Below are 20,148 nucleotides of genomic sequence, written 5' to 3' on the forward strand. Positions count from 1 at the left end.
ATTGCGGGCGAGCGTAACCAAACAGGCCTGAAGATGTATGTCAGCGATGTAAAGATCAACGAGGTCGCGACCAACCCGAAGACTGGGAGCGATACGATGGCGTGCGCTACTGTCGCCTGAGCCTCAACCTGACCTGATCCAACCGAATGAAGCCCCCTCAACACCTTCCGGCACATCGCCCTACGCCACGGTGCGCTTTGTGTACGCCCGACCTCGGTTGTTCAGCGGGCTGGCCGTGGGCGTTGCCACTGCACTGCTGCTGCCGGACTCCCTGGGCATGTTGCCCATCACCAAGGCCATCGTGGGCTGGAATGTTGGGGCCTGGCTGTACCTGGCGTTGGCCATGCACATGATGTTCTGGTCGTCGAACCAGCGCATGAAAACCCGCGCGCTTCTGCAAGACGAAGGCAGCGCCTTGGTTCTGTTGTTTGTGGTGATGTCTGCCGTGATGTGCCTGGGTGCCATCTTGGCCGAATTGGCGGTGGTGAAAGAACTGGGCGGCATGCTGCGCTATGCCCACATTGCCCTCACCCTGCTGACCATTCTGTCGTCCTGGGCCTTCACCCAAGTGATGTTCGCCCTGCACTACGCGCATGACTTCTTCGCCATGCAGGCCACCGGCGGCAAAGGTGGACTGGACTTTCCGGGTGGCGAGCCGCCGGACTATGGCGATTTTCTGTATTTCTCGTGCGTCATTGGCACCTCAGGTCAGACAGCAGACGTGACCATCAGCAACCGAAGAATGCGGCGCACCAGCCTGCTCCACTGCGTGCTGGCCTTCTTTTTCAACATCACCCTCTTCGCCCTGGCCATCAACATCGCCTCGGGCTTGCTGTAAAGCGCCGCGAATACTGAGCCCGACTCAAGGCCCTCAAATCCCTTCCTGGAACTCGTGCACCGGAGAGGCTGGCGCCGCAACGCCAGCCCGTCCCCAAAAACGACTCAATTGGCGCGCCAGAAAATGTAGTCGGCGGTGTAGCTCACGATCAGGCTTTGACCCACGTTCTCACTGAAGCAGGCTGCCTTGGGGGCAATGCCGCCCTGCGTGTTGACCCGCTGGATGTAGCTCACACCTTGCATCATGCCCTGGCCCATGGCGGGGTTGGCCTTGACCAACTGCATGGGGATGTTGTCTGTGCCATTGGACGCCACAGCAAGCTGGGTGCCGGTGATTTTGGAGCCGTCATTGCTTTCCCAAGTGGCGGGCGGACCGTAGTACTTGCCCACGCGTTTGCCGCTGCGGTCTTTCAGGCCCGCGTCGGGTCCGGCAAATACCCACTCAAACTGGCCGGCCATGTCTTTTTTGGCGCGACATTGGTAGGTGATGTCACCGGCGGCGCTGGTCTCAAGGCCCACGCGGTGACCGGCGGGCACCTGCATGGCGGCAGGCAAGGCCGCTTGGGAATACGGGGCCATCTTGCCAGGACCAGACGCCGCGCAAGCGCTCAAAACAGCAACGGCCAGCAGTGACAGTGGGGTACGAACTTTCATGGGATTCTCCTGATGAATGGTTAACTTTGACGAACTTAATGACGGGACAAGGCTTTGCTTGCGTTTTGGGCGGTTATTGGGTGGAGTGAGGCCAGATAGGCCACGAGGTCGTCACGATCAAAGGCGGAGTCCACCCGGTAGCCCATGGCCTGACCGGGAACGAGCGCCTCAGGGTTCGTCAGCCAGGCTTTGAGTCGCGGTGCATCCCAGACATGGGTGGCCAAACCCAACGCGGCCGAATACTCAAACCCGTTGGCCTTGCCTGCGATTCGGCCAACCACAGTGCCCAACGCGGGGCCCACGCGGTTGGCGTCCAGACTGTGGCAACCAATGCAACGAGACTCAAACAACTGCTTCCCCTGGGGCACAGACCCCGTCTGCGCATGGGCTCTCACCATACCGCTCAATGCCAGCCCCAAGGCAAATGTGGCAACGGCCACCGCCGAGGTGGCATGGCGCACGACGGCGTTTCCACGCGCCGTCATGATCAGGCGCCGAAGCTCAAAGCGCCCGTTGGCAGTGGGCGACCCAAGGCATTGGTCAGGATGGTGAAGTGCATGGTCTCGTCAGCGGCCAGGCGCCCCGCAATCTTGGCCAGGTCTTTGCTGCCAAATGCAGGAATCACGCCCAGGTACGCGTTGATGGCACCCAGCTCGAGGCGGGCGGCCAAATCCAACACATCAGCCTGGTTGCGCAGGGTGTCAGCCTTCAAGGCCTTGGCGTACTCTTCCAGTTTCATTTCCATCACGGGTTTGCCACCCATTTTCTGGATGGTCGCCATCAGCGCGTCGCGGTGACTTTTGTGGTGGCCTTGAAACTGAACGGCAATGTCCAGCACCGGTTTTTGCAGCAGGCCGCTTCCGGCACCCAGTTGGTAGGCATTAATGGCTTCGTGCTCCAGCCCCAGCGCCACATTCAAGATTTTGACGTCTTGCGACATGTCGCCGGCCATGCCTTGGGCCATGGCATCTTGCCCGGCAAGCAGGGCAACGGCCACGGCCGACAAGGTGCCGGTGCGGCCCATGAAAGCCCGGCGTGACGAAGCCAATGGGGCGGATGGGAGCGTTTGAACGATGGGGGTCATGACATTTTCCTTTGATGGTTAAGCGGCTTGACGCCGGAATCGGGCTGAATAATTCGTCCGACGATCTGAATACGCAGGCCACCCCACGATTGGATTCAACTTGACCTTCCAAATTTATTGGGTATTACTCAATCACATCCAGACCACCAACTGGCACGTATTGAGAAGGTTATTTCACACACCACATCTCTCGAGATTTTTATGTATGTCTTTTGCCTCCAGCGCTTATCAATGCTGCGGAAGCAGCTATCAAAAACGCAGCGACTATGCGATTCATCGTTGGCGCCTCTCGGGGTTCCGCTGGATAACCCCGTACCCTGGCACGGCCGCGAATCAAAGACAATCCAACCATGACCCTCGAATCCAATGACGCCGAAATGATCCAGCTGCTCGATCGCATTGCCGTGCAAGACGCGGCCGCCCTCAAAGCTTTGTATGACCTGTGCTCTTCAAAATTGTTTGGTTTGGCGGTGCGCGTGGTCAGCAACCGCGAATGGGCGGAAGACGTACTGCAGGAGTCCTTCCTGAGCATCTGGCGCAGCGCCAGCGATTACCGCGCCTCCCTCAGCCCGCCCATGGCCTGGATGGGCTTGATCGTGCGCAGCCGGGGGCTGGACTTTTTGCGCCGGCGCGCCTCCCAGCGCAGCCACCTCACGCAAGAAATTGACGAGGTCATGGCCGACACCCTGGCCCTGGACGCGCCCACTCCCATGGACACGGCCCAAGCCAGCGAACAAGCCTGGGCTCTGCACCAGTGCCTCGTCAAGCTGGAAAACCGCCAGCGTGAGGTCGTCAGCCTGGCCTATGTGCGCGACCTCAGCCACAGCGAACTCGCCCAGCAGCTCAAGCTGCCTCTGGGCACGGTCAAGACCTGGATTCGGCGCGGGCTGGAGCAGCTGCGTGTCTGCATGGCCCGTTTTGCGTAAAGGCCCGCCATGAATTTAACCAAAAACACTGAACTGCTGGACCACCTGGCCAGCAGCTACGCCCTGGGCACGTTGCGAGGTGGCGCTCGCCGGCGGTTTGAAACCCTGGCTCGCGAACAAGCCCCCATTCGCGCGGCGGCATTGATCTGGCAAACCCGTTTGGCCAGCATGAACGAGCTGCAGCCGCATAGCGTGCCTGACGCAGCGGTGTGGACCCGCATTGACAATCTGGTGCAGGGCGAGCAACAAGCCAAGACCATGCAAGCCGCGCGTGATTCGGCTCGCCAAGACACCCAACCCGGCCTCACGGGCTGGCTTCGCAGCCTGCTGCTGTGGCGCGGCGCGGCGGCGGCGGGCGCCTTGGCGACTGCCTTTGTCGTCGTCACCGGACTCAACCTGCGCGATCAAATGGGCGGCGAAATTCAGCAACTGCAAGCGCAACTGCTGGCCACTCCGCAAATTGATTACGTGGCCGTGTTGGCTGACGACAAGTCAGCAGCCTCCATGCTGGTCACGTTCGACCCCAAGAACAACAAGCTCACCCTGCAGCGGGTGGGCAACTTCAAGGAAGCCGACGACCGCTCCCTGCAGCTATGGGCCCTGCCGCCCAGTGGCGGACCCAAGTCGTTGGGCGTCCTCGGGCGGGACAAGCTCTTGCGCCTGACCGCCGGCGAGGCTGACGTGCGCGAAGTGCCTGCACTGGCCATCAGCCTGGAGCCCAAAGGCGGCGTGCCCAGTTTGGGCGGCCCCACCGGCCCCGTGTTGTTCTCGGGCGCTTTGATCCAGAAAATGTTGTAACTGGCGCCCACCCTTGAAGCTTGGTTTAACCCATTGTATAAACCAGTCAATTTAAACGCGTTAGGATGAGTGCCGTTTAAGTTGTTCAAGGAGGGTGCTCCATGCCCTGGGAAAAGTCATTTGATGAAGACGAAATTGTTGGCAAAGCCATGAATGTGTTTTGGGAGAAGGGCTTTGAGCCCGCTTCCATGGCCGACCTCATTGCCAGCACCGGCATCACCCGTGGCAGCCTTTACAACGCGTTTGGCGGCAAGGAGCAACTGTTCGTCAAAGCGCTGAAAAAGTACGACAAAGACAACCGGCGCGCGCTCTTGGCTGAACTCGAAGCCATTGATGACCCGGTGCGAGCCATCGCGGTTTTGTTTGACGGCCTCGTCAATGACACCGTGGCCGACCCCGAGAAAAAAGGCTGTTTTTTAATTAACACCTCGTCCGACCTGGCCACCCATGGCGAAGAGGTGAACAATTTGGTGCGCACCGGTATGCGCGAGTTTCAGGCCTTCTTTCGACGGAGCATCGAAGTAGGCCAAGCCCGCCAACAAATTCCTGCCACGCTTGACCCTGAGGCTACGGCCAAAGGGCTGATGGCCATGGTCGTCGCCATTCGGGTGCTGGGGCGCGGCATCTTCGACGAAGCCTCACTCAAGACCATCGCCCAACAAGCCCAGCGCTTGTTGCACTAAGCCATTCCCATCCTTTGGTTGCGGTCATTTGACGCCGCATGACGTACTGGTCTGAATGTCACTATATTTAGACCACTTGTTTTAGACAAATTCTTCTGAGAAATACCATGACGACTCCCCCCCAAAAACTTCAAATCGACATCGTGTCCGATGTGGTGTGCCCCTGGTGCATCATTGGCTATAAACAACTGACCCAGGCCCTGGAGGCCACAGGCACGCCGCATGAGATTCGGTGGCACCCGTTCGAACTCAACCCCGACATGCCCCCCGAAGGCCAAAACCTTCAAGAGCATATTGCTGAGAAGTACGGATCCACCAAGGCGGAGTCCAACGACAGCCGCGTTCGGATGACGCAAATCGGCGCCGAACTGGGCTTTGACTTCCAGTTCGCAGACGACATGCGCATGCACAACACTTTTAACGTGCACCAGTTGCTGCACTGGGCTGAGCAACAAGGGCGCAAGAACGACCTGAAACAAGCGCTGTTTGTGGCGCACTTCACCCATCGCCGCAACCTGTCGGACGACACCGTGTTGGCAGACATTGCCGCCGAAATAGGGCTGGACCGGACGGAGGCGCTCGCGGTTCTGACCGGCCAGCGTTATGCCGCTGAGGTGCGCGAGGCTGAAAATCATTGGATCAACCAAGGCATTCGGGGTGTGCCCGCAGTCGTTTTCAATGGCCGCCATTTGGTCAGCGGCGCCCAAGGTGTGGAGAATTTCACCCGTATCCTGGGGCAACTGGCGAAAGCCAAGGATTGAGAAAACGCTCAAAATTCATGAGCAGCCGTGACGTCGATCCACCGGCTTCGCCCACCACCCAGATCCAAAATTCGGTAGCGCCCGTCCTCGGGCCTGCCCCAACTATTAAAGAAAGCCATAAGAACCATGTCTGACACATCCAAATACGTTCCCCCTGCCGTCTGGACCTGGGACGCCGAAAACGGTGGCGAATGGGCCAAGATCAACCGCCCTATCGCCGGTCCCACGCACGAAGCCACCCTGCCGCGCGGCAAACACCCTTTGCAGTTGTATTCGCTGGGCACCCCCAATGGCCAAAAGGTCACCATCTTGCTCGAAGAGTTACTGGCACTGGGCGTGAGCGGCGCGGAGTACGACGCCCACCTGATCCGCATCAACACGGGCGATCAATTCACATCAGGTTTCGTCGCTGTGAACCCAAATTCCAAAATTCCCGCGCTTATGGACGCCGATACGGGTAGCCGGGTGTTTGAGAGCGGTGCCATTCTTCTGTATTTGGCCGAAAAGTTCGGGCGCTTCCTGCCCAAGGATCCTGCCGCCCGCACCGAAGTCGTGAACTGGCTCTTCTGGCTGCAGGGCTCGGCCCCTTATCTGGGCGGCGGCTTTGGGCATTTTTACGCCTACGCCCCAGAGAAATTCGAGTACCCGATCGACCGATTCACCATGGAGGTGAAACGCCAGATGGACGTGCTGGACCGGGAACTGTCCGAGCACCGCTATCTGGGCGGAGACGAGTACAGCATTGCCGACATCGCCACCTGGCCCTGGTACGGTAATCTGGTGTTGGGCGAGGCCTATGGTGCGGGCGAGTTTCTGCAGGTCGAAAGCTACAAGAATCTGCGCCGCTGGGCCGAAGAAATTCTTGAGCGCCCCGCCGTACAGCGCGGGCGTATTGTGAACCGCACTTGGGGACCGCTTGAAGCACAGTTACACGAACGCCATGACGCGTCGGACTTCGACCTGAAGACCCAGGACAAACTGGCAACGGACAGCGCCGTTTGAGACACTGATTCGCCAAGGACAAATCCATGCTGCTGGACACCCCCATCTGTGACTTTGGTTGGAAAGCCCCTGACTTCACTTTGAAAGACCCGGACGGCCGTTCGTTCACCCTGTCTGAGAACTTGGGGGAAAAGGGCTTGCTGATCATGTTCATCTGCAACCATTGCCCGTATGTGCAGGCTGTGGCTTCTCGATTGGCCTCGGACACCCAAACCTTGATGGCCGAGGGCATTCGGGTGGCAGCGGTGATGTCCAACGATTACCACCGCGTTCCCGCCGACTCACCTTCCAACATGAAACGCTTTGTCGCTCAGCACGGGTTCGAGTTTCCCTATCTGGTGGACGAAGATCAGGCGATTGGAAAAGCCTTTGGCGCAGTCTGCACGCCCGAGTTCTTTGGGCTCAATAGTGACGGCGAGTTGCAGTACCGCGGCCGACTGGATGACGTTCGAATGGGAAGTACTTCCCAGCGCGAGCCCGAATTGCTCAACGCCATGCGCCAGATTGCGCTCACCGGTAAAGGGCCGGAACGCCAAACAGCGAGCATGGGTTGCTCCATCAAATGGCGCTGACCTTGGCACCCATGCGACCAAGGATTGTCATAGACGTGAAGGCCCCACGCCTGGATGCCTGCCGCCTGTTATACACATTGGGACCCAGGCTGCGGAGCGCCACCGTTGCACATTCAATGGCACAGGGGTCGAAGAGAGCGTGGGCCCACGCCTAAACCTGGATCTCCGCGGCGCCAGTGTGAGCTTGCTCGGCTTCAAGGGTTTCCAACTCGGTCACCACCGAGACGCCGCCACGCAAGGTCTGCATCACGACGCAACAGCTTTCTGCAGCTGCAAGAAGGTTGTTTAATTTCCTGGCATCGATGTCGCCTTCAGGAACCAGATTCACACTGCAACGAAGGCGTTGGAACCCCACGGCAACGCCAGGATCAACCATGAGGCAACCCCGCACGTCGCACTCGGCAGCCACTGCGACCTGGACCGATTTCAGCGGAATGGCCATGTGGCTGGCGACCATGCGTAGGGTCGCATCCAGGCAAGCGGCCAGCCCGGCGCTAAGCAGATCGCCGGGGTTGGGAAAGTCATGGTCGCCCCCAACAGCAGAATGAATGCCGAATAGCATTGACTCTCCCGAGCCATGGTTGGGCACCACCCAACCGTGAAACGGATCGTCCGAGCAGGCGTTGAGGGTGTGTGCACCGTCGAATATCCTGGCGTCGGAAGGTGACTTGGCATATTGCTCACAAAGTGGGGCTTGACGCTGCTGAACAAGACTTGCTGTTTTCGTGGTCATGATGACTCCAATCAAGGGTAGGTTGCGATGGCCCCAGATTGGCACATTGCCAAGCCGAAGTCATGAGGCCACAGCCCCAAAGGTCGTCATTTTTATTGGAATGAATCATCTGTTTGCGGGACCAGCGCCCCACCGTGGCGAGCGCGCTCCGTCAATCCCGACCGAGCCCGGCCTTTCGCGCGATCACGATGGCCTGCGAGCGATGGGATACGCCAAGTTTGGCAAACACTCGGGTCACGTGATTGCGCAGGGTTTTTTCGACAATGCCCAGCAAAACGGCGATCTCGGGGTTTGCCAGGCCACGTGCCATGCTGTCAAGAACCTGTCTCTCACGCGCCGTCAATTCGCTGAGCGGTACCGAAGCCACGGCATCGTGGGGCTCAGCGCCCTCCAGAAACTCATTGAGTGCGGCAATGAACACGGGCCATGCCGGCTCATTGACACGAAGAATGTGGTTCTTGCCCTCCAACGGCAGAAAGCTGGCGTTGGGTATTGCCGCCGCCAGTTGTCGACCTGCTTCAAATGGAACCATCGCATCCCCTCTGACATGAAAGACGAGCGCGGATGTTTGAACCCTGGGTGCTTCAGAACGAACATCAAAGGCGTGAAATGCGTTCCACAATTGGCACGCCGCCTCGGGGGAAGCACTCAAACGCTGCATATCGTCGATTGACTTGAGCTGGCGAGGGTCGCTGGTATCCGGCATCAGCAGACTGGCAAACATCTCCCGAAACGCTCCAACTTTGCGGCCCCACCCCATCTCGATCAGCGTCGAAAAGGTCCGGGCTTGCTGTACCAAATGATCATTCGCATCCCCCACAAACGCCCCATGCAGATAGCTGTCATAAATCGCCAGCCGACTGACCCGGTGAGGGTGGCGCGCCGCATACGCGACAGCAACCAGACCACCCTGGCAGAGCCCCAGCAGGGAGAATCGTGGAAGGTTGAGCGCGTCAACCACGGCTTCAAGGTCAGACACCATGGCGTCAAGTGAGAAATCACTTGCATTGCGGTCAGAGAGACCCGAGCCTCTTGGGTCATAGCGAACCAGCATTCGCTTCTCGGCCAATGCCTGAGACCAATGTTGCCAAACCGAGCTGTCCCAGTCGAGTTCCAAATGCGTGAACCAGTTGTTGACGCGGACCAACGGAGGGCCTGTGCCCACGGTCGCGAACGCAATCTGCGTGCCGTCGCGGGAGGTGCAAAAACGAATATTCTGATTCATTGGACGAGGGGCAGGCAGTGCCGCCCAGGTTGAGACCATTGTGCGCCTTGTCACCCTTTGGCGCAGCCCCCGCCCGACCAGGCGCTTATATTCGCCGGCGTCGCATGAGCACATCCAGTTGCACCGAAGCGCGAGCCGGGGTGGCACTGAGCGTGACCGGCAGCAAAGGCTTGCTCAGCAACTGCGACCCATGCCAAACCTTGACCGTGGCGGCACCGTCCGGCAAGTCATTGAAGGTGGCGATGCCATCCGCATCAGTTTTGACGGTCCAAGGTGAGTCGGCCACGTAAATGTGCCCGCTCATGGAGCCGTGAATCAGGCAGCTGAGCAAGGCGGCGCCGTATTCACCCGGCTTATCCAGCGTGACTTCAGCCCAAGTGGCGGGCTTGCCTTCGGTCTTGCCGGCCAGCCGCAGCGAAAACGCCTCCGCCGCGCCGCCAGCCGCTACACCGGCGGTCATCACCGGCTCAGAGAGTCGCACATGGTGGTCCCAGCTGTCGCTATTGGAGAACCGCACTTTGGCGCCCGGCGAGACCACGGTGACGGCGGGTACAAACTGCATCTTTTCCTGATTCACCGTGGCCATCATCGGTGGCGGGTTTTTGGCCACACCGCCTGCAGCAGGTACCACGATCACGACCGTGTCATAGGCGGGCTTGCCGTCCCTGTCCAGCACCGTGACTTGGAGCGTCGCGGCGTGAAGCGCGCTGCCGGCCAGCGCCAGCCCCAAGCCCATCGCCTGGCGCCAGCGGCGTGATTTGAAGGTGGATTGGATCATTCATCTACTCCACTGTGATCACGTCACGGTGCATGGGCGCCAACTTGGCCAGCAGCTTGTTTTGCTCGCTGAAGGCAATGCCTTGCGCGTCCATCGACAGTTGCAGCACCTCAACCAAGGCGTTGAAGTCTGACTTCGTGATATCCAGGTTGCCATGAGCGCTCTTCATGTCAGCCCCTTTGTAGACGCAGGGGCCGCCCGTGACCATGCAAAACTGCTCAACCAACTGATCTTTCACCCGCTGTTGATTGGCGGGTTTGAAATGCGGACCGGTGCGCGGGTCCGCCAGCAAGCGCACCATGAAGTCGTCCATCAACTTGACCAGCCCCGGCTTGGCGCCAAACGTTTGGTAGAGCTGGTCGCTGGCCATGGCGGTTGCGGCTGCACTTTGGGCAAAGGCCGGGGCCACGAACAAGGTTGATGCAGTGACGATCAGGGCGGACAAAAGGGCCGTAATATTTTTTTTCATGAGAATACTCGTTGAGTTAAATGGGGAGCTGGTTTGGTGCGAGGGGTGGTGATCGAACCGTGGCTTAGAACGCAAATTGACCAGACAGGTAGAAACCGGTCTGACTGCGGTTGCCGGTGATACCGGGCACCACACGGCCCAAGTCCACATAAGCCAGCGTCACCGAGGTGTTTTTGTTGGGCGCCCAGGCCACAAAAATGTCTTTCCACGCGTCTTCTGCCAACGCGTCACCCAGACCGGATGCGCGGCCCAGCGCTTCCAGGTTATTGGGTTTGGCACGGTATTCCGCACCGATGGCCCAATGCTTGTTCAACAAATAGGCCACCGATACCTCGGGCTGCCAGGAGCGCCCATTCTCGCCCGGCGACTTGGAACCAAAGCCCAGCAAGCCGTTCTGGTTGGCGTTGGTGTTGCGCAAGGTGGCGTTAACCAGAATGCTCTGGCCCAGGAACAGCTTGGTGGCGCTCACATAAAAGTCTGCGCCCTCGGTCTTGGCGCCCAAAAAGTTCAGCACCGAGCCCAATGAGCCGGGCGACACGGTTTTGTACTCCAGGCCAATGGCAATTTGCGGCATGAGCGAGTCGCTGTCCAGTACGGCATCCCCGGCCACTTTGACCTTTACGCCCAGAATATCCATCTTCACGTGCTGGCTTGGCGTCACACCAAAGGCGGCAATGCCGTTGAGCGCGATGGCAGGTGAGGCATCAAAGTCTTGACGGGCAAGTGACACCTCAACTCGATCCTTGTAACCCACGGCTGCCCCGAATCCGGTGAGCGCATAGTCCTGTGTGACGGTGCGCGTAACAAAGGCTGTGGCGCCCACCTCTCCTGCCGTGGCGTTGGAACCAATCACGGCCCAAGGCGTCAAACCCCCGCCTGCGGCACCGTCAATCGAACTGACGCCGCCCGTGAGCAATAGTTTGCCGGTATCGGCCTGAGCCACCGTGCCAGCCAGCCCGGCGGCGCTAATCAATAAGACTGTCGTGAGTTTTTTCATACAAAATTTCCATGGGTAGAAGTTGATCCGGAAAGCCTCTGCATTGCCAGTTGCAATTGCGCCTCTTGACAGATACGCAGTGAGGTGCGAGGTGGATTCAACTATCTGAAAATAAATGACGAGCGTGATGACCTGACAGAGAACTCGCGGCCCAACCGCTGTCACAACGCCTGGCAGGCACACCTTGGTAACTCCTTATTTGATAGCATATTACGCAGCATGGACAAGCTCTAGAGGCGAATTTGTCGTAAAAAATTGATGTCTATTGACAGACTGAGGCGGGTCAGCGGGACGCCCCTTTTAGGCGCCGATGCAAGGGGTTTCATTTCGTTCTTAGAATGTGAACTCTTCTCCCGCACCAGTGCCTGTCCCCCACTGCCTTCGGCTTTTCACACCTCACGCGCTGCCAGCACCGACTTCGTTGCGGCAACGTACTTCACATTCGACCCCATGCCCTGCCCGTCTTTTTTGTCTGCGAGTGCACTATGACTCGACGAATCGCCATCAACGGCTACGGCCGCATCGGCCGCGCGTTCCAGCGTGCGCTTTGGGAGTCCGGCCTCAGCGACGAACTCTCCGTGGTTCACATCAACGAGCCCGCCGACCTGGATTCCATGGTCTACCTCACCCGCTTTGACTCCACCCACGGCCGTTTTCCGGGCCATGTGGAGCGACGCGACAACAATTTGGTCATTGGCGGCCAATCTATTTCCATCAGCCATGCCAGCAAGCCAGAAGAAGTGGACTGGGCCGCCCTGGGCATTGACCTGCTGGTGGAATGCTCCGGCCAGTACAGCGAGCGCAGCCAGCTCAACCGCTTTATCAACTCCGGCGTGCCCCGGCTGTTGCTGTCTCACCCCGGTGGTACCGCCTCTGATGTGGACGCCACCATTGTTTACGGGGTCAACCAACACGCCTTGACGGGCGCTGAACAACTCGTCTCCGGGGCGTCTTGCACCAGCAACGCGGTGGTGCCGGTGCTGCATCTGCTGGACCAACAGTTCGGCATAGAGCAAGTTTTTCTGAACACCCTGCACTCGGTCATGAACGACCAACCCCTGGCCGACGGCTACCACCACACCGACCTGCGCCGCACCCGCTCGGCCATCCAGTCCATCATTCCCGTGTCCACGGGCCTGGCCAACGGGGTTGAGCGCCTGCTGCCTCAATTGAGCGGGCGGGTGCATGCCAAAGCGATTCGTGTGCCCACACTCAACGTGTCGGCCATCGACCTCGTTGTGAACCTGCAGCGCAACGCCAGCACGGCCAATGTCAACGCCCTGCTCGAAGCCGCGGCCGCCGGGCCGTTGGCCGGGCTGATGGCTTACACCGAAGAAGTCCACGCCTCGATTGACTTCAACCACGACGTTCACTCCGCCATCGTCGACGCCAGCCAAACCTACTCAGACGGCGGCCACTTGGTCAACCTGATGATCTGGTTTGACAACGAATGGGGGTTTTCCAACCGCCTAATTGATGTGGCGCGGCAGTGGCTGTCCACGAAGACGGCTTGAAACCATTTGGTTTGGTGCCAGGACAGTCGACCCCGAACGAATGCATCAAGTTTTTTCGTCAACGACTAACACCAAGGACTCCATGACAACCATTGACCGACACCACACCTCCGCTCGCATGAGCAAAATTGTCAGCTTTGGTGACCTTATTTTTCTGCGGACAAACGTCCGGCGGAACCGACCTTGACACCATTGCCTCGCAAACCGCAGAGGCGTTGCGCCGGGTAGACACCTTGCTCGCCGAGGTGGGCTCCGACAAATCCCGCATTCTCTCGGCTCTGATTCATGTCAAAAGCATGGACGATTTCCAGGGTATGAACGCCGTCTGGGATGCCTGGGTTCCCGAAGGCTGTGCGCCTGCACGCAGCACGGTTCAATCCACCTTGGCCAGTCCCCATTTGTTGGTTGAAGTGACCATCGTTGCGGCGAAGGCCGCTGCCTAACTGAAGACTGCGAAAGCAACGCAACGAAAAACCGGAAGCAGTCTGAATTGACTTCAGTCGCTTGAAAAATGTGACACGGTAACGGGCTGCAAGACGCTTGCGCTCACCACAAGCGTCTTGGCAGGAGCTACTTCCCCGCAGTTGACGGCGCGAGCGGCGCCCAATACTCTGTGCCAACGAAAGCCAGATCATGGACCAGGCCACACCAAACGCCCACCCCCCGAACACGTCAGTGGCCCAGTGCACGCCCAATGCAATGCGGCTCACACCCACCATCGCGGTCAACAGAGCTGAGACGGCAAAGATGAACACCCGCTGCGACCATTGGGGGCGCGTACTGGCCATCAAAGTGCCCAGAATCAGAAAAACGACGGCTGACATGCTGGCGTGTCCGCTGGGAAAAATCGGACTGGTCTCTTGAAACGCGGCAAAGGCTAGTTCGGGCCGCAAACGACCAAATGTGGTTTTGAACAAATTGACCAAAAGCGAGCCTGAGATCACGGCGCTGGCGACCAGGACCGCCGTCCCTCTGGCCTTGATAAGCGCGAGGTAAACCACCGCCACAGTGGTCACCAGCGTCAGCATGGCGGTGCTGCCCATGCCACTCAGGTCGCGCATGACGCCGGTCAACCAGACATGCGATGACCGAAGCATTCCCGCCATTTGGATCGCACTCATATCGATGCCGAAATTCTGGTGGCGCAGCACCTCTGCGCCTAGCTTGGCGAATCCAAAAAGTAACAAAACGACCACAACAAAAGTCCCCATTGCGGTGACCAAAGAGGGGGAAGAGCGAGCGGCAAGAGATGCCAATTTGGCGCGGCTAGCGCGAGTATTTCCAATGGGCGGTGTGGGTGACATGGCCGAATGGTAGCGATCAAAAGCTCGATAATTTTCAGGTGGTACGTTCCTCACCATCTTTACCAAAGGTTTGCTTAAAGCGACCCGCAACACACACGTCGATCAGTCAGATGGGCGTACCATGACTCGCGATACTTACGCTCAACCTTTTTCTTTTCTTGAGTTCAGACATGGCCAACTCAACTACATCTCGTTACGGGCACCTTGCCCAACTCTTTCACTGGACCACCGCAATCCTGGTTCTGGCGGCCTTCATTTACGGCCCCGGCGGTTCGGAGTTACGGGTGTACCTGCCCAGCCGGGACTTTGAGCGCCAACTTCATGAGACCCTCGGACTGTGCGTGTTCGCCATGGTGGCATTGCGGCTGATGTGGCGCTGGTTTGACACCCGTCCAGCCGCGGGAGCATCCTCTGCCTGGATGGCCTTGACTGCGAAGCTGGTGCAGTTGTCCCTCTATGTGCTTTTGTTTGCCGTTCCCATGTCCGCCATCGCCGGGGCCTGGCTGGAGGGCCACCCGCTGACGCTGCTCGCAGGCATTGAGATTGCGCCGCCCATTGGCATCTCCCATGACCTCGGCGCCACCATTGCCGAAATTCACACCTGGTTAGGCGACGCCATTTTGTGGCTGGCTGGTTTGCACGCCGCCGCTGCCATTTTTCACCATGTCATCTTGAAAGACAGGGTGCTGCTCACCATGCTGCCGCGTTGGTTGCCCCTGCGCCAGCGTTGAAGGCTCTTGCGGCACCTCCCCCGCGTGGCGTCAAGCTGAATGGGAGGCTGCGACGAAAGCAACTGGGTGTGCCAACTCTTTGACTGCCGGATGAATGACGCCACCACCGGCCATCAAGCCGGTGAAGGCGTTCTCTGGCACGGGGCGCGACAGCAAGTAACCCTGGAATTCGTGACACCCCTGGTAGCGCAAGAAGTCAAACTGGGCTTGATTTTCAACCCCCTCTGCCACCACGGTTTTCCGCAGACTTTGCGCCAGCGAGATGACCGCGCGCGCAATCATGGCCATGTCATCGTCATGCTCCAACCCCGTTACCAGCGAACGGTCGATCTTGATGATGTCCAGTGGAAAACGGTGCAAGTAGCTGAGCGACGAGTAGCCCGTTCCAAAATCGTCCATGGCCAAATACACCCCCAAGGCTTTGAAAGCCTTGAGAATATGCACCGCTCGATCCCCGTCCCCTAGGAACACGGTTTCCGTGATTTCCAGCTCTACCGTGGAAGGCGCCAGCCCGGCCTCCCGCAACAGGTCAGCCACATGGGTGACGATGTCGTGATTCAAGAATAATCGGGGTGACAAATTGACCGCCATGCGCAGTGGAACCTCCCGCTGATGGTTCCACCGGAAGGCCGCCGCAAAGGCCTTGCGCAAAATGGCCGTCGTCAGGGGAACAATTAACCCCGTCTCTTCAGCAATAGGGATGAAGCGATCCGGCCCAATCGTTCCCAACGTGGGGTGAAACCAGCGCGCAAGTGCCTCAACACCAACCACACGGCGCCGGTGATCTACCTTAGGCTGGTAAAACACCTCAAACTCATCACGCTCCAGCGCAGCCCGCATCGCCGCTTCGAGATTCAGACGCTCGTCCGCCATGCGATTGAGCTCCGGCGTGAAGAACTGGAAGTTGTTGCGCCCCCGATCCTTGGCGCAATACATGGCGACATCCGCGTGCTTCAACAAGTTTTGAGCCTCTTCGCCATCCTGCGGGTAAAGAGCAACGCCCAAGCTAGCGCCCACATGAAACTCTCGACCAGACAACACAATGGGACCACTCACGACCTGCAATACCCGCTCCAACTGAGAAATGACGGTACTCACCTGAGTGTGGTCATTGATCACCAACACAAACTCGTCACCTCCCAGGCGGGCCACGGTGTCAGAAGCTCTCAGGCAACTGCCAAGGCGAAGCGCCACTTCTTTCAACAATTCGTCACCGACCGCATGACCCAAGCTGTCGTTGATGAATTTGAAGTTATCCAGATCAATAAATACCAGTGCGAGCAGGTTACCTTGGCGCGCCGCATGTGCAATGCCCTGCTCGATGCGGTCTGCCAGCAAAATCCGGTTCGGCAGGCCGGTCAGTCGATCATGATTGGCCTGGTGTTCAAGTTGCTTTTGATGCAACTTTCGCTCGGAAATATCCTGCACCGTACCCTCGTAGAAGAGGAAATCTCCCTGAGCATCCCGCACCGTGTGCGCGTTCTCGGAGATCCAGATGCAAGTGCCATCACGGCAGTAGATTTCCGACTCGAAATTGAGTACCTCACCTTGAGCTTCCATGCGCCGGTGAAAGGCGTCACGCTGCCCAGGCAACACATACAAACAATTGTCGATATCTGACAGGTTCGCCATCAACTCCTCGGGAGACATGTAGCCGTATATCTTTGCCAGCGCCGGGTTGGCGGCCAAATACCGTCCGTCTCGGGTGGTCTGGAAAATCCCCTCAGACGCATGCTCAAAGATATGCCGATAGCGAAGTTCGGCCTGTTGCTGCGCCTCCAACATTTCGTGCTGGGCTGTGACGTCTTCAATAAAACCTTCCACCACCATCAAACCGTTCTCATCCGGAACGGAAACCCCCCGCTCGAGCACCCATTTGCTGTCGCCAGTGGGCAAGGTGATGCGGTACTGCACCGAAAACCGTTGACCCCGGTGCGCAGCGGCGTTGATCGTCACTTTGACCCGGACTCGATCCTCCAGGTGCGTCAGGTCGTCCCAGGAAATGGCGGCGCTGTTGATCAACGCAGCTGGCGGGTGACCCACGAGGTCAAGACACCCTTGGCTCACAAAAATCATGGTGCGCTGCGTGTCATTTTTAATTCGGTAGGCCATGCCAGCCAGGTTATTTACCAAAGTATCCAACACGCGCGAGCGGTCCAACGTCTCAGAACTTAGCAAGCTGGCGCGACGGGCGCGAACCTGATGATTGGCGACGGACTGCGCAGGCTCTTTGAAGGGGGAACGGGTCATCATCATGGGATCAGGCCTCTACGGCCAACGCGAAGTCACGGGTCACAAGAGACGAGAAAAGGGCGCGAACATCAATCGCCTGAATCAACACCAGGCCGTCGTTCGCTTTGATGAAATGTGTGACCAAGGCACGCTCCCCGTCCTGGCCATAGGGCATCGGCATAACTTGCCGTGGGTCGAACTCGGGAACACCGTGAAGCTCATCCACCAATAGACCAATTTCCCTGTCTTCATGTCGAACGATGATGACCTGGCTTCCCCGTCCTATGCGAGCGGGCACGCCGCGCAAGTGGTATCGCAAGTCGAACACCCAAACAATGCCGGCTTCGGCCCCCTCGCGCTGCAGGCCCAGTAAACCGATTCGCCCCCCGCGCTCGCCAGCGGACACCGCCCTGATTTTGCTGGCCGTCACGGCTTCCTGCACATGCTGGGCTGGTAACGCAAACAAGGCGCCATCGATGAAAAACGTCGCGTATTCCAGTCCAGCGGGTCCCACCGGCTGCGGCCAAAGCACTGCCTCTACCTTTTCCCCGCCACCGTTCGTGTCCCTAACCGCACCCAAGGTGTCAAAAACAACGGCCAGCACGTCTTCTTGGTAGCCGTCCGACACCTTGAATTCCCGATAGCCACAAGAGGCGGTACACCCCATGACCGCGTAATGTCCATCATGAATGACGATTCTTGACACGCTTTTCCCTGCCGGCAATTCAGACAAGGTGCGGTCGATGGGGAACACAGATCCAACAGGACGGGTCGGATCCGTGCTGGAGATCACCCGGCCCTGGCGATCCACAAAAAGGGCACCCATGCTCGGTTGAGTGGCCAACCCACCCTGGAGCATGGCCCGAAATTCAGGCTCGGCGTCAAAAATAATGCCAATACCGCCAACCACCTGAGCCGGATTCGCGGGGTCGCGAACCGCTGCGTGATAGACATAAGTGGGGCGTCCCTCGTACAAAACCGAAGGGGAAAACGGCGTGACACAGTAGTCCTGCTCTGTGCGCAGCGCTTTCACACGGTAAAGCGTGGCCGAGTCCACTTGAGTGCCCAGCATGGTGCTGTCACCCGCTTCGGGATGTGAGCAGGCCACAATGCGCCCCGAGCTGTCGTAAACAAACAGTCGCGTGTACACCGTATACAGACTGTTGATATAGGCCAGCAAATCGTTGAGTTGCGCAACCGTTGCTGCGTCGCGGTTCGGGTTGGCGAGCGCGACCCGAAATTCTGGCGTCATCGCCCACCAGCGACAATCATCGGATCGCTCGTATAGATTTCGATCAAGCAAGTCGACCAGCAGGTGCGACACAAACTCGGAGTTCTTCAGGCTGGACGTCAACACCGTCTCATAGAGATGGTTTATGGATTTGGCAAACAAGGCATTGCTACGCGCCCCGGTCTCGCTAATTTGGTCCAGGATCGTCTTCAACTTCAGCAACTCGCCACGACGCCCCGCTGTCATCACCTGCCCATTCCAAACAACACACCGAATCGTCTCGGCGGCAGACATGATTTCGTACAGTGGCGCAGAAAAAGACTGTGCGTGCGACAGCAACCCCTCTTTGGCACCCGCATCCAGCCGGTCCAGGGTGTTGCTGCCGCCCCCCGTAAATGCCGTATTAAGCGGAATCATCACCTGACCCTGCCAGCCGGGGGGCCCCTTGTACCCCTGGTAACCTTCGGCGAAAAACGTACGAACAAGGTACTCGCGACCGGCGAACATCTGCAATTGCGGCGTTCCAGCCGGGTTGACCGGCACGGAGCTGCCCACGGGCACCCACAGTGGATCGGCACTCGCCAGTACACGATTTTTTCCATCCAAAAGCAGCATATTGGAGCGACCCGCCGCATCGCCGTGAGACTGGAAAATACCCGCCATTTCCTGCTCAAAGTTAAAACACAGACAAAGGATGCCGACGACTGCGCCCGTCGTGGGATGCAGCATGCGTTTCGAGTGAATCATGGCTTGTTTTTTGGCCGGCCGAAGGTCGCTGAACCGAAAGGTCTCAACAAAGCTGTCACTGGCCAGGGTTTGGGCAATCAACGGATCTGTACTTCCCTCCAGCGGGGTCGTCTCGTCAATTTGAACGAGAACATTGCCAGCCATATCCAGCAAAATGATCTCGTCGTATACCGTGTACTTGTTGCGGTAAGAACGAAGCCGAAAGCGTGCAGCGCGCTCATCGTCTGTTTGACCGGCCACAAAGGCGCACAGCTCGTTGTCAGTGGCCAAATAGCCCACGTCGGCCGTTCTCTCATAGAGATTGCGGACCACGATATTGATGACATATTGCGCCTTGGTGCCAATTTCGTTCAGCACGGTGACCACTTTTTCGCTGACCAAGCTGTTCACCAGCTCCTGCTCCAATCGAGTGAACCCCTCGCGGGTGGCCGCCATGGTGGGCAGAATGGCCATCGCCTCCTCCGGACAATTCATCTTGGCCGATGACTCGATCATTCGCCACATCAGATTGAGCTCATGCAAGGCTTTTTCGCAGCGAATCACATCGCGCATGTGGGGCAGGAAATTTTCAGTTTGCATCATAGGATCGAGTTGAGAACAACCGTGAAGCCAGGGAGACCGGAGAAACACCAGGCATACCGCGCAGGTCGACAAATGCCGCCCGTCTCAAGCTGATTCGCCAATTACTGAGCAACTTTCGTACCACCACCCCGATGCCACGCGCCATGCCCGCTCGGCGTCTATCACTTGATTAGCACCAATTGCGTGCATCAACGCACCAGATCCAAGTCACGATGCCATTCTGGCAATGGACTCTGAATGACCCGTAGCCTTAACCGGCGAGCCCGACCTGGGTTGGCTGACATTGAC

At 58.4% G+C, this 20,148-nt stretch carries 20 protein-coding genes and 1 pseudogene; 10 read left to right on the forward strand and 11 right to left on the reverse strand.

Features of this window, described 5'->3' with window-relative positions; translation table 11 throughout:
- Nucleotides 1–199 precede the first annotated feature (199 nt).
- Nucleotides 200–838, forward strand: a complete 639-nt coding sequence (locus J8G15_RS09325) for a DUF1345 domain-containing protein (RefSeq protein ID WP_210547200.1) — start codon at nt 200–202, stop codon at nt 836–838.
- Nucleotides 839–942: 104 nt separating this feature from the next.
- On the opposite strand, the gene J8G15_RS09330 is transcribed toward J8G15_RS09325, so the two are convergent.
- From J8G15_RS09330 to J8G15_RS09340, 3 genes are read right to left on the reverse strand one after another with little or no spacing between them, the layout of a single operon-like run.
- On the reverse strand, nt 943–1,491 hold the full coding sequence (locus J8G15_RS09330; RefSeq protein ID WP_210547201.1) for a DUF3455 domain-containing protein: 549 nt from the start codon (nt 1,489–1,491) through the stop codon (nt 943–945).
- 35 nt (nt 1,492–1,526) lie between these two features.
- The gene (locus J8G15_RS09335) at nt 1,527–1,976 is read right to left on the reverse strand and encodes a cytochrome c family protein (RefSeq protein ID WP_240538500.1); all 450 of its coding nucleotides are present in this window, start codon (nt 1,974–1,976) and stop codon (nt 1,527–1,529) included.
- Nucleotides 1,977–1,978: 2 nt separating this feature from the next.
- Entirely contained in the window at nt 1,979–2,575 is a 597-nt protein-coding gene (locus J8G15_RS09340; protein ID WP_210547202.1) for a ferritin-like domain-containing protein, read from the reverse strand.
- A 350-nt stretch (nt 2,576–2,925) separates the two neighbouring features.
- Between J8G15_RS09340 and J8G15_RS09345 the strand changes: the two genes are divergently transcribed.
- The 6 genes from J8G15_RS09345 (at nt 2,926) to J8G15_RS09370 (ending at nt 7,317) form a co-directional block, all read left to right on the forward strand.
- Nucleotides 2,926–3,501: an RNA polymerase sigma factor gene (locus tag J8G15_RS09345; protein ID WP_210547203.1), complete on the forward strand. Its 576-nt coding sequence runs from the start codon at nt 2,926–2,928 to the stop codon at nt 3,499–3,501.
- A gap of 9 nt (nt 3,502–3,510) precedes the next feature.
- The gene (locus J8G15_RS09350) at nt 3,511–4,299 is read left to right on the forward strand and encodes an anti-sigma factor domain-containing protein (protein WP_210547204.1); all 789 of its coding nucleotides are present in this window, start codon (nt 3,511–3,513) and stop codon (nt 4,297–4,299) included.
- A 101-nt stretch (nt 4,300–4,400) separates the two neighbouring features.
- A complete protein-coding gene (locus tag J8G15_RS09355; RefSeq protein ID WP_210547205.1) occupies nt 4,401–4,982 on the forward strand; it encodes a TetR/AcrR family transcriptional regulator in 582 nt (193 codons plus the stop codon).
- 107 nt (nt 4,983–5,089) lie between these two features.
- On the forward strand, nt 5,090–5,743 hold the full coding sequence (locus tag J8G15_RS09360; protein WP_210547206.1) for a DsbA family oxidoreductase: 654 nt from the start codon (nt 5,090–5,092) through the stop codon (nt 5,741–5,743).
- 126 nt (nt 5,744–5,869) lie between these two features.
- Nucleotides 5,870–6,745 carry a glutathione-dependent disulfide-bond oxidoreductase gene (gene yghU / locus J8G15_RS09365; protein ID WP_210547207.1) on the forward strand — a complete coding sequence of 292 codons (876 nt, stop codon included), beginning with the start codon at nt 5,870–5,872 and terminating at the stop codon, nt 6,743–6,745.
- A gap of 26 nt (nt 6,746–6,771) precedes the next feature.
- On the forward strand, nt 6,772–7,317 hold the full coding sequence (locus J8G15_RS09370; protein ID WP_210547208.1) for a thioredoxin family protein: 546 nt from the start codon (nt 6,772–6,774) through the stop codon (nt 7,315–7,317).
- Between the two features lie 151 nt (nt 7,318–7,468).
- Here J8G15_RS09370 and J8G15_RS09375 read toward each other — a convergent pair whose 3' ends face one another.
- The 5 genes from J8G15_RS09375 to J8G15_RS09395 form a co-directional block, all read right to left on the reverse strand.
- On the reverse strand, nt 7,469–8,050 hold the full coding sequence (locus tag J8G15_RS09375) for an OsmC family protein (protein WP_210547209.1): 582 nt from the start codon (nt 8,048–8,050) through the stop codon (nt 7,469–7,471).
- A gap of 151 nt (nt 8,051–8,201) precedes the next feature.
- Nucleotides 8,202–9,275: an alpha/beta fold hydrolase gene (locus J8G15_RS21920; protein WP_304621860.1), complete on the reverse strand. Its 1,074-nt coding sequence runs from the start codon at nt 9,273–9,275 to the stop codon at nt 8,202–8,204.
- 85 nt (nt 9,276–9,360) lie between these two features.
- Nucleotides 9,361–10,053, reverse strand: coding sequence for a plastocyanin/azurin family copper-binding protein (locus J8G15_RS09385; RefSeq protein WP_240538501.1), 693 nt, complete (start codon nt 10,051–10,053; stop codon nt 9,361–9,363).
- A 4-nt stretch (nt 10,054–10,057) separates the two neighbouring features.
- Nucleotides 10,058–10,522: a group 1 truncated hemoglobin gene (locus J8G15_RS09390; protein WP_210547210.1), complete on the reverse strand. Its 465-nt coding sequence runs from the start codon at nt 10,520–10,522 to the stop codon at nt 10,058–10,060.
- A 64-nt stretch (nt 10,523–10,586) separates the two neighbouring features.
- Nucleotides 10,587–11,519, reverse strand: a complete 933-nt coding sequence (locus tag J8G15_RS09395) for a DUF3034 family protein (protein WP_210547211.1) — start codon at nt 11,517–11,519, stop codon at nt 10,587–10,589.
- 485 nt (nt 11,520–12,004) lie between these two features.
- Here J8G15_RS09395 and J8G15_RS09400 point away from each other — a divergent pair, with 485 nt between their 5' ends.
- Together J8G15_RS09400 and J8G15_RS09405 are read left to right on the forward strand one after the other, a co-directional pair.
- Nucleotides 12,005–13,033, forward strand: coding sequence for a type I glyceraldehyde-3-phosphate dehydrogenase (locus J8G15_RS09400; RefSeq protein WP_210547212.1), 1,029 nt, complete (start codon nt 12,005–12,007; stop codon nt 13,031–13,033).
- A gap of 140 nt (nt 13,034–13,173) precedes the next feature.
- On the forward strand, nt 13,174–13,476 hold the full coding sequence (locus J8G15_RS09405; protein WP_240538552.1) for a RidA family protein: 303 nt from the start codon (nt 13,174–13,176) through the stop codon (nt 13,474–13,476).
- Nucleotides 13,477–13,707: 231 nt separating this feature from the next.
- Here the strand turns inward: J8G15_RS09405 and J8G15_RS22095 are convergent.
- Nucleotides 13,708–14,394: pseudogene (locus J8G15_RS22095) on the reverse strand (phosphatase PAP2 family protein); the annotation flags it as partial.
- Between the two features lie 113 nt (nt 14,395–14,507).
- Between J8G15_RS22095 and J8G15_RS09410 the strand changes: the two are divergent.
- Entirely contained in the window at nt 14,508–15,068 is a 561-nt protein-coding gene (locus J8G15_RS09410) for a cytochrome b (RefSeq protein ID WP_210547213.1), read from the forward strand.
- Between the two features lie 30 nt (nt 15,069–15,098).
- Here J8G15_RS09410 and J8G15_RS09415 read toward each other — a convergent pair whose 3' ends face one another.
- Nucleotides 15,099–17,318: a bifunctional diguanylate cyclase/phosphodiesterase gene (locus tag J8G15_RS09415; protein WP_240538502.1), complete on the reverse strand. Its 2,220-nt coding sequence runs from the start codon at nt 17,316–17,318 to the stop codon at nt 15,099–15,101.
- A 10-nt stretch (nt 17,319–17,328) separates the two neighbouring features.
- On the reverse strand, nt 17,329–19,857 hold the full coding sequence (locus tag J8G15_RS09420) for a chemotaxis protein CheW (protein WP_240538503.1): 2,529 nt from the start codon (nt 19,855–19,857) through the stop codon (nt 17,329–17,331).
- Nucleotides 19,858–20,148: the final 291 nt, after the last annotated feature.

It is taken from the genome of Rhodoferax sp. PAMC 29310 (assembly GCF_017948265.1).
Classification (GTDB): Bacteria; Pseudomonadota; Gammaproteobacteria; order Burkholderiales; family Burkholderiaceae_C; genus Rhodoferax.

What these genes read in the sequence shown, in the direction of transcription:
- J8G15_RS09370 (WP_210547208.1), top strand. Translation starts at nt 6,772, where the DNA reads ATGCTGCTGGACACCCCCATCTGTGACTTTGGTTGGAAAGCCCCTGAC.
- J8G15_RS09335 (WP_240538500.1), bottom strand. Translation starts at nt 1,976, where the DNA reads ATGACGGCGCGTGGAAACGCCGTCGTGCGCCATGCCACCTCGGCGGTG.
- J8G15_RS21920 (WP_304621860.1), bottom strand. Translation starts at nt 9,275, where the DNA reads ATGAATCAGAATATTCGTTTTTGCACCTCCCGCGACGGCACGCAGATT.
- J8G15_RS09350 (WP_210547204.1), top strand. Translation starts at nt 3,511, where the DNA reads ATGAATTTAACCAAAAACACTGAACTGCTGGACCACCTGGCCAGCAGC.
- J8G15_RS09410 (WP_210547213.1), top strand. Translation starts at nt 14,508, where the DNA reads ATGGCCAACTCAACTACATCTCGTTACGGGCACCTTGCCCAACTCTTT.
- J8G15_RS09360 (WP_210547206.1), top strand. Translation starts at nt 5,090, where the DNA reads ATGACGACTCCCCCCCAAAAACTTCAAATCGACATCGTGTCCGATGTG.
- J8G15_RS09390 (WP_210547210.1), bottom strand. Translation starts at nt 10,522, where the DNA reads ATGAAAAAAAATATTACGGCCCTTTTGTCCGCCCTGATCGTCACTGCA.
- J8G15_RS09385 (WP_240538501.1), bottom strand. Translation starts at nt 10,053, where the DNA reads ATGATCCAATCCACCTTCAAATCACGCCGCTGGCGCCAGGCGATGGGC.
- yghU (WP_210547207.1), top strand. Translation starts at nt 5,870, where the DNA reads ATGTCTGACACATCCAAATACGTTCCCCCTGCCGTCTGGACCTGGGAC.
- J8G15_RS09355 (WP_210547205.1), top strand. Translation starts at nt 4,401, where the DNA reads ATGCCCTGGGAAAAGTCATTTGATGAAGACGAAATTGTTGGCAAAGCC.
- J8G15_RS09395 (WP_210547211.1), bottom strand. Translation starts at nt 11,519, where the DNA reads ATGAAAAAACTCACGACAGTCTTATTGATTAGCGCCGCCGGGCTGGCT.
- J8G15_RS09420 (WP_240538503.1), bottom strand. Translation starts at nt 19,857, where the DNA reads ATGCAAACTGAAAATTTCCTGCCCCACATGCGCGATGTGATTCGCTGC.
- J8G15_RS09345 (WP_210547203.1), top strand. Translation starts at nt 2,926, where the DNA reads ATGACCCTCGAATCCAATGACGCCGAAATGATCCAGCTGCTCGATCGC.
- J8G15_RS09375 (WP_210547209.1), bottom strand. Translation starts at nt 8,050, where the DNA reads ATGACCACGAAAACAGCAAGTCTTGTTCAGCAGCGTCAAGCCCCACTT.
- J8G15_RS09330 (WP_210547201.1), bottom strand. Translation starts at nt 1,491, where the DNA reads ATGAAAGTTCGTACCCCACTGTCACTGCTGGCCGTTGCTGTTTTGAGC.
- J8G15_RS09400 (WP_210547212.1), top strand. Translation starts at nt 12,005, where the DNA reads ATGACTCGACGAATCGCCATCAACGGCTACGGCCGCATCGGCCGCGCG.
- J8G15_RS09340 (WP_210547202.1), bottom strand. Translation starts at nt 2,575, where the DNA reads ATGACCCCCATCGTTCAAACGCTCCCATCCGCCCCATTGGCTTCGTCA.
- J8G15_RS09415 (WP_240538502.1), bottom strand. Translation starts at nt 17,318, where the DNA reads ATGACCCGTTCCCCCTTCAAAGAGCCTGCGCAGTCCGTCGCCAATCAT.